At 53.3% G+C, this 12,049-nt stretch carries 9 protein-coding genes; all 9 read right to left on the bottom strand.

Translation table 11 applies throughout. The features are described from left to right. Genes JY391_RS07890 through tssH form a run of 9 tightly spaced genes read right to left on the bottom strand, consistent with a single transcriptional unit; the run spans position 1 to position 12,035 of the window. Positions 1-1,212, bottom strand: coding sequence for a KPHS_23130 family T6SS system protein (locus tag JY391_RS07890; protein ID WP_211935517.1), 1,212 nt, complete (start codon positions 1,210-1,212; stop codon positions 1-3). Next, a complete protein-coding gene (locus JY391_RS07885) occupies positions 1,212-1,478 on the bottom strand; it encodes a PAAR domain-containing protein (RefSeq protein WP_211935516.1) in 267 nt (88 codons plus the stop codon). Before JY391_RS07885 ends, JY391_RS07890 begins: the two co-directional genes overlap by 1 nt. Beyond that, positions 1,475-1,705, bottom strand: coding sequence for a hypothetical protein (locus tag JY391_RS07880; RefSeq protein ID WP_211935515.1), 231 nt, complete (start codon positions 1,703-1,705; stop codon positions 1,475-1,477). Before JY391_RS07880 ends, JY391_RS07885 begins: the two co-directional genes overlap by 4 nt. Next, on the bottom strand, positions 1,693-2,502 hold the full coding sequence (locus JY391_RS07875) for a hypothetical protein (RefSeq protein WP_211935514.1): 810 nt from the start codon (positions 2,500-2,502) through the stop codon (positions 1,693-1,695). Before JY391_RS07875 ends, JY391_RS07880 begins: the two co-directional genes overlap by 13 nt. 8 nt (positions 2,503-2,510) lie before the next feature. After that, complete coding sequence (locus JY391_RS07870) at positions 2,511-3,566, bottom strand: DUF6708 domain-containing protein (RefSeq protein ID WP_211935513.1); 1,056 nt, start codon at positions 3,564-3,566, stop codon at positions 2,511-2,513. After that, positions 3,563-6,145 carry a T6SS effector BTH_I2691 family protein gene (locus JY391_RS07865; protein ID WP_211935512.1) on the bottom strand — a complete coding sequence of 861 codons (2,583 nt, stop codon included), beginning with the start codon at positions 6,143-6,145 and terminating at the stop codon, positions 3,563-3,565. The genes JY391_RS07870 and JY391_RS07865 overlap by 4 nt, the downstream gene beginning before the upstream one ends. Next, a complete protein-coding gene (locus tag JY391_RS07860) occupies positions 6,142-7,014 on the bottom strand; it encodes a DUF4123 domain-containing protein (RefSeq protein WP_211935511.1) in 873 nt (290 codons plus the stop codon). Before JY391_RS07860 ends, JY391_RS07865 begins: the two co-directional genes overlap by 4 nt. Positions 7,015-7,023: 9 nt before the next feature. Then, the gene (locus tag JY391_RS07855) at positions 7,024-9,396 is read right to left on the bottom strand and encodes a type VI secretion system Vgr family protein (protein ID WP_211935510.1); all 2,373 of its coding nucleotides are present in this window, start codon (positions 9,394-9,396) and stop codon (positions 7,024-7,026) included. Then, entirely contained in the window at positions 9,393-12,035 is a 2,643-nt protein-coding gene (gene tssH / locus JY391_RS07850; RefSeq protein WP_211935509.1) for a type VI secretion system ATPase TssH, read from the bottom strand. Before tssH ends, JY391_RS07855 begins: the two co-directional genes overlap by 4 nt. Positions 12,036-12,049: the final 14 nt, after the last annotated feature.

Here is a 12,049-nt window from a genome sequence, read left to right as displayed (position 1 = left end):
TCAGACAGGCTTAGCCGGAGAACGGATCACCATAAACCACGGAGCTTGGTTTTCCCCGGCGACACTCATAAGCAACTGTGGAGATGATGTGGTGATTAGATTTTCAGCTGCCACGACCATCGCCAGCCAGTGAGATGCACAACCAGTCTGTCCAGTATACAAATCAATATCGCAGGGTTGCCCCGCTCCAGGAAAACGAATACCTGCATCAGAAAATAGTCCATCGGCTTTATTTTCAATTCCCATCCCTGTCAACCAGATCTGGCGAACCGCATCTGGTGTGGTCATTCCCCACAACAGCGCCTGTTGCAACGCATATGTTATGCCCTGCTCAGGATGAGTCAGCTCCGGACGGTGAACAGACACCACAGATTCTTTCATCAGGTCGTCAGTTCGTTGTAGTAGCAGCGCAACGGCGGCCTCCCCCGTTCCGTCAGTCCCCCCTTCTACCAGATTCACAGCCAGTACCAGCAAAGTCTGCATCAGTCCCGGCTCGTCCAGCCAGCGATCCAGAATGTCCGGCCCGGTTCCTTCAATAAATGAAAGATGAAGCGATAATCCGGTTATCTCTCTGATAATCTGTTCTGACATCTGCTGTTGTTCCCGGGTCACCGGATCTTCCGGGCCCGTCAGCAATGCGATCGCAAGGGAGCTTTGCTGGGGCAAACCGCGAAGAGCAGACAGCACCCGGCCGTCTGACAACAGCGCCTGCAGCCGGGCTTTCAGCCTATCCATCCGCGCCAGCGAAGCGTCGCCAAACTGTGCCTGATGAATCACATTCTGCCCGGTGGCATCGGCGACCGGAGGTATGGAGATCCCATCGGGTATCAGCAACTGACCGGATAATGCTCCGGAGACAACCACATGTGGTAGCTGCGCGGCTTGAGCCAGCACGATCAGGCTACGTTGCCCGCGCCGGATCTCCTGAGCAAGATCCCGTTCACGCGCATCGTTCCAGCCCCCATTGCCGAATACCGGAGCAAGGAAAATCGTGCTCCGAACAATTACAAGAGCTAGCCAGATGACGATCGCCCCTCCCGGAAAACAGAGCCAGAACAGTGGAATATGGGTGGAGACCCCGGCAGGCCACAGCCAGGCGGTTATCAGACCATTCCCGGTAAGCAACGCCAGCAGAAACACCAGCCAGCGCCTGGTCGATGGAGTCCTGCAGTTTTCAACCCGCGCAGGTATACAGGTAAGATCGACCGGCATTATTTACTCGTCGTGGCATTGCCGAGGGAGGAGATAAGCGTACAGCCGCAGGTACATTTATAGCCGTGAAAGGCAACCTGCCTACCATTGTCCTGAAAGGTCGGATGGCCTTCTGCAATAAAAGAAGGACTGTGTCCCTCCAGTGGACAGCTCACCGGGTCGTCCTTATGCGCCACACCGATACCACCGAATTTCATGGTCTCAGAACCCACGGTGATATAACCCCCGCTGGAAAGTTTGTCGTTTTTGCGGATGATGCCTTTCATCTCATAATCTCAATACTGTTGATTATTTTATTTACAAAAAAGTCATGTTCTTCAGAATCTCCTCTTGCAGAGATCACTTGTACCCACATAACTCCCGTCCCTGTTAACGCAAAAACAGTAGTAAGTCTCGCATTATCACCATTTACTTTCATATTCCCCTTAACCATAACCATATCTTTATTGTTAATATCAACATGTTCTCTGCTGCTTATTTTTAATTCTCCCAATTTTTTTGCATTGCAGTCAGCATCAAACTGGTTTCAGCATCCAAATCTGACATTGATTCAGACAGTGATATTCTGGAGGGGGTAAAACCAATATTAATGATATGATTACGGAATACAGCATCGTTGCTTTTATAGACTCTAAAGACCTTCCCTGATTGAAGTTCATAAGCCAGATCTTTCTTCCAGCCATCAGTTTCATAATTAAATGGTAGTTCTAATGAGAAATCACCTTTCGCGACGTCAATTTTTGCTATTCGCCACGATAATTCAGATAAGTTAATTGTTGGTATCTGAGGATAACTGTCCAGATAAAATTTACCCCCCAGGAAACACAGCAATACGATTACCGCAATACCAGCCCAAAACCACTTTTGTGATATACCACTATTATTATTACCAGAGTTCACATCACCTGTCAGAGCAATATAAAATTTATCTATAATATCTTTTTTGATACAAACAAATTTTTGCTCTGAGGATACAATCATTAAAGAACATCCAATACCATGTAAAATCCCCAACAATGAAGCGCCATCGAATTTATGAAATTTTTTACCTCCTTTATTTATTGCATTAGCTAACAACTCCGGCGGTTCTTCTACTCTATCCGCTGGATATGCAAATAGCAACGATTTCAGATCATCTTCAGTTGCTTCCGTAAGCACAAAACCTAACGTTCCGTCATGCTCTTCACACTCAATCCAGAATTCCATAAGTGTAAATTCTGTAAGGAAATCATTAATTGCCTTTTCTTTATCATTGACATAAGGCAATTCTATTTTTTTTCCATAGTCCAATTATATCATTATCCACTTTTTCCCTTATAACGTGCAGCCAGCTTTGTCTTTATCCGTTCATTTGCCGCCGTTTGTCGGGCATGGCGTATTTCATACTCTTCCCGTTTTTCATTGGCCAGCACGTAGCGCCACAGATGTTCCGGGTTGTTTGCCGCACTAACATTTACCGGATCGTCCGGATCGGGCTGACAGGCGTCCAGCACCTCCTGCGACCACTGGGGAGTTTTACTCGTCTGCATGGCAATATAACGACCAATACTGGCAAGCAGATTCAGAGGCAACATTATTGGCAGGAATATCCACTCCAGTCGGGAATCCATTTTCAGCAGATATTGCAGGCCAAAAATATACCCTTCTTTTCTGTTCTCCACGGGAGGGCAAAGTGTCACGATATCCGCCAGGTCCTCCACGCAATCTTCCTCCATATAGCAGCGAATAAACTCCCAGTACTCACTGAGCAATTTTTTGCTACCTATTACCGAAACCGCCAAACTGAAGGTGTGAATCACCGTCTCGCCATCATTCGCGAGGATATGGCCATCAATTCCCCACTCTGACATGGCCCCCTTTGATTTCGCAGGGGTAAAAAAAACCTTACACCAAGGCACTGAAAATATCTGTCCGTTTACCTGATAAACATATACCATCTGGTTTCTGCGATTAAAACGGATCGGATAATGTGTCTTTCTGAACCACTCTTTATGGAGCAATCGCATAAGAAAATACTCAGCTAATATAGTAAATATTATAATTATTATACTTCCCCCCCACCGAAATGGTCTTCCCTCATATAAGGTTGCGTAAATCGCATAAGCACAGCCATATAAAACCATTAACAATATCCCAAAGGTTAAAATAGAGAGTATAGAACTTGCAACCCCCTTTCCCTGGTAATATTTACAGACTGTCTCCATATATACCGAATTCATTCTGATAACAGAACATTCATCCATGATAAATTTCACTCTTCGCCATTTCCCTTGACGAAACTGCTCCGCCTTTTCTTTCTCCGTCAAAGGGCGATTCAGCTTATAAGGCGTATATAACCCAGTATAGTTCATCATGCTGTTGCACCTTCCAGATCCATCAATTTAGCAAACGAATCCATCTCAACAGTTTCCGGCATGATCGCCGGAATGTTTTTCTCATCGGAAGGAATAGCTCGCCACCACATCGCTGCCAGCCATTTCTGTATTTTATCTTTCTCTTTTGATGCCAGATAAATTGCTGAGCCGAAGACCAGCACCAGGCAAATAATTATCCCAAGTGGACCTAATGCCAGCCACCCCATAGCTGATGCCCAAAGTATACCGCCACCAGTAGCTGATGCTAAATACGCAACACCCTGGCTAAAGCTTCCGTTATCTTTTATCAAAAATTCATCTACTGCATGCCAAGAATCCCACAATACAGCCATAACTCCAGCGGCGGTACCAACCCATTTAAACACCTTTAAAGTTTGGGTTATAAACCGCTCCGTACCCGCCCCGTATCTCAGCCTCACCACCCCACGAAGCCGTATCGTCCTGAACTCCCGCCAGACCGTGTCCACCGCCTCCGCAGAAGCGCCTACTGCTGAAACAATATTGGCTGTAAACTTACTGCCATTCTCAAAATTTTTCGGTAGTCCGCCACTGATGACCGCATTCCATTGCAGCACCACGGAAAGCACACCGCCTGCTAATGGCACGGCAGTGGCCGCATCGCCCGCCAGCCTGTTCGTTGATATCCCTTTTGCCTGATACAGCTTACTCCTCCAGTATTTCGGAAACACCGATTCATTAATTTCTTCTGCTGAATGGATCGTTTTCGCCAGCGCTTTCTCCCTTCCTGCGGCTGGCAAAGATTTCAGTTGTTTCGCTTCATCAATATCAATCATGACAATGAACCGACTCTCCTGCTTACCGTTCATTTCCACTCCGGAAATCTTCATCCGCCGCATTTCTATATCGATATAGTGGCGCAGGCGATCCTTTGAGACTCTGTCGTCCACATCCGTTAACTCAGCGAGTTGTTCCAGCACCGCACTGACAAAATGTTTCCTCTCCCCCGTCAGTTGTACGGTTTTTAAAGCATGACCGCTGCATGACGCCAGTGCAACCAGTGCGGGCATCAGCGCCCCCTCCACCGACTTACGTGCAACCGCCAGCAGTACGCTGCTCACAGAACTAAGATAAGTTTCCATAGCCAGATTTATGCCAGTGTTCAGCCCTTTGGTAATATCCTTAAAGCCGTCCGCCAGCTTATCCCAGGGCAAATCATCGTAACGACCACCTGAAACCGAACTGTTTATCTGTTGCATCCACGAGGTATTATTCATTACCGTGGCCCGTAGCAGGATATTACGGGCCGTTACCGACGGCAGGCTCATTTGCTCACAGAAATAATCTGATGCCCCTTTCTTGTCGGTCATCCCGGCAATACAATCCGTCACTGCCTGAACAAACAGACCTCCGCTTGCCACATCTTCCGGATCGAAGTTGTGATCGAGATAGTCCAGCAATTCGCCACTTTTCATCCAGTCCAGGTACATTTCCGTCATCGGGACGACGATGCGGGAATCATACGCAAGCAGCGCATCATCGTATTTTTTCAGGAATGCCTTTTCCTGCTCCCGGTCGATATATTTTTCATACGCGGCCCAGCGTTCACCGACCTGAGTTTCCATCACGCTGTTATTAAGCTCATGCAGATCATCCGCCCGTTCCGGTTGTGGCGGGATCATTATCCCCCCTGTCGTCTCCCAGCCATACCGGGTCCGGCTTTCCAGCCGCTCGTCCTGTGCGAGCAAATCGCGGGCAAACTGGGTGCACATCGCATCCTGCAGGCCCGACAGGGCAGAAGATAACGCCAGACCCCGTTTGTACTCAGGATTGTTGCTGAAATTCGTCTCCAGCCGGTAATTCGACAGCGCACTCAGCTCCTGCGCCACCGCCACCGGGTCTCGCAACATAATCATCCCTCCCTTCCCTGGCGACAGCGCATCCGCTGCCTGAAACAGATTCGCACCATCCAGCGCTTTTGCCTTTTTCCAGTACACCGGCGACCATAGACGAAGATCGCAGCTGTCCGCCCCCTGACTGTATTCCGCCACCGTTTCCGTCAGTGCCGAAATGGAGACCACATTCTCCGCTTTACCACCATTCAGCCAGCCATTCAGATCAAAACGCTGCATATACCGGGCCTGGTATCCCGCATCTTCGTGCTGTTTACGCACCGCATCCGTCCATTCCACCTCGCTCCACGCAAACCAGAACACGCCATTCTGGTAAGGCGGCGGCATCACCGGCAGCGTTATCAGCGAAGCGTTCGCCAGCTCTGCGGGTTCCGTAATGCAGGGCTTTGTTTTGCCGTTCACCACTGTCGGGGGCACATTTCCGCTCTCCGGCAACGGATAATAAAAACCTTCCTGCGTCACATAATAATTTATCCAGCTTCCGGCCATTTCATTCCGGATATACAAAAATCCTTCACGCAGTAACCGGGTGGTATAAGCCGTTTCACCCTGCGCCATCACCGGCGGTGGTGTGAATGTCGCCGGGAAATCCGGTGCGCGGTCATTCAGTCCTTTAATACCCGGACGTACCGGTAATAACGCCAGCCCCTGACGGGTACAAAAATTACATCCCTGTTTCTGACTCATATGAAATATCCTTTATGCTCTTTTTTAGCGGTATTGTGAATTACATCCTGCCATTGTTCATCATTCCAGCTACGGGTCACTTGGTAATAAACACCCGCTGTTTTGCCGCTCTTTTTTACCAGAGACTGAATAATTTCCGTTTCATAAAAAAGTGGACCATATTTCATACCGTGCAGAATAAACTCTCGCAAATCCCGAGAATAGCAGAACCAGTCTTTTCCTGTTTCTGCCAGATGAAGAATCCGTTGACTCAGATGCTCACGCTGCAATAAATCCGCCTCATCCGGCAGAGCAGCAAGCACATCATTAATCAGCCCGACATGCTGTAGCCGATTAAAAAGACGATGCGGATTTGGTAGCCCCTCATCCGGTGTATTATCCTTCTTGAATGAAAGTGTTTGCCACCGTCCACTCAGCCAGTATGTCCAATCAGTAATATCGCGAATGTGTAGTATGTCTGCCAAGCTGCGAGTATCTGTCATCCAGCACAGATGGAACAAAACCCGTGGGTCGAACCAGCGCAACATATGCCGTTTTCGCTGTTCATCACTGATAAATAACATATTTATCAGATGACTTCTCACTTCAAATTCAGGGCAATGACTGGTTAACAGCAGAAAACCTGGCGGAGGCTGGGCTTTTTTGGTCGATAACCGAAACTGTTCCTCCAGCCATATCCAGTTATCCGCCGACAGAGTTTTCAGTGGTAACAACCAAGGGTAAAGATGTGCTTGCGGAGCGGTTAACGGCGTTACCAGTTCAGTCAGCGGTAGAGTGTCGGGAAATACTCCAGCGCTCAGGCGATCAATCACCAGATACTGGTGTGCAGAAAGCGGCAACGGATCTGGCCGGTAAAAACGGGTAATCATGGTATCTCCTCAACTCAGCGGCACAGTCGCTGCCCCCTGCTCGGAAGCATCCGCAGCCGTATTTTCACAAGCCGTAAATCCAGGCATTGTGGCGCTGAGCGTGGCTGGTCCGGCATAATTAAAGTTTGCGCTTTTCACCTTAAAATCCCCGCCACAGCCGTTCTCAATTTTGTCTGGAGAGAGCGTCACGTAAGAGCCACCACACTGCAGGGTAATTTTTTTCTGCGCTGAGATGATGATTTCATCCTGCGAGCTGGTGATGGTAATACCTTTCATCGCCGTCATTTCCATCGCATCAGTTTGCGCCTGGATAGTCACTTTTCCGGCTGCGGCCACCAGTTTCATCCCCAGTTCATGCACAAAAGCTACCAGACCACGCTTCGCAGCCAGCACTATGCGTCGTAAAGAGGAAAATTCTGTATTGCCTCCCGCCGTCAGTATCTGACTGCCATTAGCGCTGAGCTGGATGTGCTGCGGTGTGGATAACGCAATACCACCAGGTGCACCAGCAACTATCGCCGGCTGTTGGAGGAAATCAACGTGCTGCTGAAGAAAATTCTTCTGCGTGCTGTTATCCATCGGTTCTAGCTGCGCTGTCTGCATTACGCCGGATAATGACTCCACCAGAGAGAGTGCATCTGAGAGTTGGCGCTTAATCTCATCCATACTCAGTTGCTGGCTGGTCGCTTTGGGCTGTGCCTGAGCAGTAAGAAGGATCCCCTTACCGCCACGCACAGATACCCAGTCATCCGTTCGCAATTCAGCCCCTTCCCCGCGTGGCTGTTTCTGCTGGTCCACCAGGTGCCCCAGGTTCAGCTGGCTCTTGCCACCGTACTCCGTGCTGACCTTGATATGCTCTTTACCTCGCGTATCATCCAGGCGGATTTTGTTGTTTGCCGGCGTCCGCAGCACATTGCGTTTGTAGTTCTGGATAGTGACATGGTCCCCGTGCGCCGAGTCATGCAACACGCCCGCGATATAAGGCCGGTCAGGGTCGCCCTGCTCAAACGCTATCGCCACCTCGGTCCCCGCCAGCAGCGGCAGGTGCAGGCCGTAGGTGTCCCCGGCATAGGGGCGAGCCTGGCGTACCCACAGACTTTCCTCACCCGGAGCCCAGTGGTCGCGGTCGAACAGCAGGTTCACCCGGTAGCGACCGTCGCGGTCGATATGGCCGTAGATATCGTTGGTTTTGGTGCTGGTTACCCGCGCGGGCAGCGTGCCCGCCATTACCGGTTTGTCGCCCGGCTCCGGGCGGAAGCAGTAATTCTCCGAATACGGGATAGCCTCAAATGCCACCTCATAGCTGCGGTCGCGGCGGGCGCTGCTGTGAATCCGGGTGATCACCACACCCTGGCGGAAGATGTCCGTCACATCCGGGCCACCGGTCACCTTCAGTTCCTGGCCCGGCGTCAGCGCCGCACTGCTGGTTTTGCCGTTCAGCCGGGTCTGGTTATTCAGATAGCGTTCATGGCGCAGGCGGGCGTAAAACGCCCCGCTCTCCGGCTCCGGGTTGCGCTGGCTGGCACTGCCCGGGGCCAGGTAATTATCCGCCCAGTGGTACGCCTCGCCGTAGGTGGTACTGTCACCGGAAGTGGCATCCGCGCTCTGGCTCATATCCTCAGGCGCGTTACGGTAGTTGTAGTCGCGGGTGAACACCGACTGCTGCACCACGTTGTGGTGGCTCACTATCTCCCACACCGACTCCGTGCCGCTGTCATGCTGGCCGGAGGGCGGCACCGACGGCAGCGTCAGCCCCTGTTCGTAATGCCGCTGGTCGTCATAAAACTCCACCACGTCGATGTTCAGCCGGGTGTCGGCAGTAAAGCGGAACCAGATACCCACCTCGCCCAGCAGGCGGGTGATAAAGGCCAGGTCATCCTCGCCGTACTGCATCACCTGTTCGCGGCGCGGGTATTCATTTGCCAGGGTGAAGACAAAGTCCTCACCACGCATGTCGTGTCGGTTACGCAGGATATGCTCCACGATATCCGGCACCGACATGTCCTGGTAAATCCGGTTCTGGTGGCTGCGGGAAAGCAGCGCCATGCGCGGCTGCAGGGTCAGGGAGTAACGCGTTTCGTCTGCTGAGGTGGAAAGCCGCTCAAACGCTGTCACCACGCCCTGAATCGTGCGTACCGGCTGCTGGATTTTAATTCCGAAGCCCTGGTCCACCGGAGCCTGCAGGGTGAAGGTCGCATCCTGCATCAGCATCTGTTGCGGCGTGATGGCCTTATCCGTGCTGGTGAATTCAATCAAATAGTTAAACGGCACGCTCAGCGCTTCTTCACCTTCAAAGCTCAGCACGTCCGGCAGAGCGCTACAGCCGTGCACCTTTAAAAGATGGTGGCTGTGGCTGAACAGCAGGGATTTTATCACGCTCATATGCTCGCTCCTTCATCAAAAGCCATCACAACGCCCTCTTCCCTATCCCAGCCCAGCGTCAGAGCGTGTGGCTTCACCCCCGCCGCCATATGCGTAAGCAACTGCTGGCTCAACACCGGCAAAATCTGCTGGTTCAGCAGGCTGTCCACGTTACGGGCGCCGGTATCCGGCAGCAGGCAGGCAGCGGTCAGCGCGTCGTACAGGGATTCATCGATGGTGGTTTTCATTCCGTAGTGACGGTTGAGACGTTTACTCACCTGATTCAGCTTCATCTCCACAATCGTGCGCATCGCCGTCTGTGTGAGCGGACGATAAATCACCGTCTGGAAGCGCGCCAGCAACGCGGGCTGGAAGTGGTCCCGCAGCAGCGGGCGCAGCAGTTCATGCAGGTCAGACTCTGTGGCGTCCGGCTGTTCCTCCAGCAGTTGCATGATGGGGTCGCTGCCGAGATTTGAGGTCATCAGAATCACGGTATTGCGGAAATCAATTTCACGCCCTTCCCCGTCCCGCATAAAGCCACGGTCAAACACCTGGTAGAACAGGTTCATCACGTCCCGGTGCGCCTTCTCCACTTCATCCAGCAGCACCACGCTGTACGGGCGCTTTCTGACGGCTTCAGTGAGGATGCCGCCCTGGCCGTAGCCGACGTAGCCCGGCGGGGAGCCTTTGAGCTGGGAAACGGTGTGCGGCTCCTGGTACTCGGAGAGGTTGATGGTGATAAGCGATTTTTCCCCGCCGAACAGCGCGTCCGCCAGTGTGAGCGCGGTTTCGGTCTTGCCGGTGCCGCTCGGCCCCACCAGTAAAAACACGCCCTGCGGGCCGTTCTCCGGCGTCAGGCCGGTTTTGGAGGCCCGGAGGCGCTGTGCAATGGCGTTCAGCGCCGCGTCCTGACCAACAACGCGTTTTGACAGGTTGTGCTCAAGACTCAGTAATTCCGTCTGCTCATCCTTCATTAATGAGGAGAGCGGCACACCGGTCCAGTCGGCAATTACCGTGGCGACGGTGCGAGTGTCCACGTCCAGCCCCAGCAGCGGGTTAGTCCGCTGCACGCCGGTAAGCTGGTTTTGCAAATCAGCAATTTCCGCCTGGCGGGAGATATCGCTGCGGCAGGCCAGCAGTTCTTCCGTCAGCTTCAGCTCCTGGCCGTACTGGGTTTCCAGCGCGTCGAGTTCCAGGATGATGCGGATTTCGTCCTGCTCAATAACGGCCAGACGTTCGCCGTGCGTCTGACTGCCGACCGCGATATCTTCCAGCAGCGCCTGCTTTTCCATTTCAAGGGCCGTCATCTGCGCCTTCAGCCGGGTCAGCGGCTCCGGCACGGTGTCGAGGCTCATACGGACACGGGCGGAGGCGGTATCCAGCAGGTCCACGGCTTTATCCGGCAACTGGCGGCCGGTGAGATAGCGTCGTGAAAGCGTGACGGCGGCTTTCACCGCTTCATCGGTAATGTGCACCCCGTGGTGCTGTGCGTAGCGGGATTTGAGTCCGCGCAGCATCAGGCAGGCGGTGTCGTCGTCCGGCTCATCCACTTTGACCATCTGGAAGCGGCGCTCCAGCGCGGCGTCGCGCTCGAAGTACTGTTTGTACTCGCTCCAGGTGGTGGCGGCGATGGTTCTGAGTTCGCCACGCGCCAGCGCCGGTTTCAGCAGGTTTGCTGCATCCGCGCCGCCCGCCTGATTGCCCGCGCCGATAATGGTATGCGCCTCATCGATAAACAGCAGCACCGGCAGTGGCGACTGCTGCACCGCGTCGATGATGTTTTTCAGCCGCTGCTCGAATTCGCCCTTCACGCCCGCGCCCGCCTGCAGCAGGCCGAGGTCAAGAGTGCGCACAGAGACCGATTTCAGCGCGTCCGGGACGTTGCCTTCGGCGATACGCAGCGCCAGTCCTTCGACCAGCGCAGTTTTGCCGACACCCGGCTCGCCCACCAGAATCGGGTTGTTCTTGCGGCGTCTTGAGAGAATATCCACCATCTGGCGGATTTCGTTATCGCGGCCAAACACCGGGTCGATGTTACCCTCCCGGGCACGGGCGGTGACGTCAAGGGTGAATTTGTCCAGCGCGTTCTGTAACGCCGGATTCAGTTCGCCTTCTTTAATCTCCGCATTCACCGGACGGCCGACAAATTCCACCTCCCCGCCGTGCGTCAGTTCCTCGTCCTGCTGCACCTCCTGGCGCTCGTCCGACTGCGCATCAAGCAGCGGGCGCAGACGCTCAAGCTGGCTCTGCGCCAGCGTTAACAGCGGCCACAGGCCGTCGCAGCGCACCAGCGTTGGTTTCTCCACCATAGCCATCAGCAGGTGAATACTGCGGATATGCGCTTCCCCCGCCAGTGAGGCGCGCAGCCAGGCGTCCTGCATCAGGGTCTGAATGCTGTCCGATAACTGCGGGCGGCTGCGCACCGAGCGGGGCAGCGTGTCGAGAAATGCCAGCAAATCCTGCCAGATGGCGTCCATATCCCATTCGTAGCGCCGCGCCAGCACCGTCAGGTCGCCCTCGCCCTGCTCCAGCAGTTTCAGCAGCCAGTGCTCGGGCAGAATTTCCGCATGGGCCCGGGTCTGGCACAGGGAGGCGGCGCCTTCCATCGCGCGGGCGCAGTAAGGATTCAGACGGCGTAACAGGATGGCGGGATTTTCCATTTTTCTCTCTCTTG

This window comes from Citrobacter sedlakii, from assembly GCF_018128425.1.
Classification (GTDB): Bacteria; Pseudomonadota; Gammaproteobacteria; order Enterobacterales; family Enterobacteriaceae; genus Citrobacter_A; species Citrobacter_A sedlakii.
This window is presented reverse-complemented; position numbering and strand designations above follow the sequence as displayed.

Excerpts from the sequence above, each read along its gene's own strand:
- JY391_RS07890 (WP_211935517.1), bottom strand. The coding sequence starts at position 1,212 with ATGCCGGTCGATCTTACCTGTATACCTGCGCGGGTTGAAAACTGCAGG.
- JY391_RS07885 (WP_211935516.1), bottom strand. The coding sequence starts at position 1,478 with ATGAAAGGCATCATCCGCAAAAACGACAAACTTTCCAGCGGGGGTTAT.
- JY391_RS07870 (WP_211935513.1), bottom strand. The coding sequence starts at position 3,566 with ATGATGAACTATACTGGGTTATATACGCCTTATAAGCTGAATCGCCCT.
- JY391_RS07865 (WP_211935512.1), bottom strand. The coding sequence starts at position 6,145 with ATGAGTCAGAAACAGGGATGTAATTTTTGTACCCGTCAGGGGCTGGCG.
- JY391_RS07860 (WP_211935511.1), bottom strand. The coding sequence starts at position 7,014 with ATGATTACCCGTTTTTACCGGCCAGATCCGTTGCCGCTTTCTGCACAC.
- JY391_RS07855 (WP_211935510.1), bottom strand. The coding sequence starts at position 9,396 with ATGAGCGTGATAAAATCCCTGCTGTTCAGCCACAGCCACCATCTTTTA.
- tssH (WP_211935509.1), bottom strand. The coding sequence starts at position 12,035 with ATGGAAAATCCCGCCATCCTGTTACGCCGTCTGAATCCTTACTGCGCC.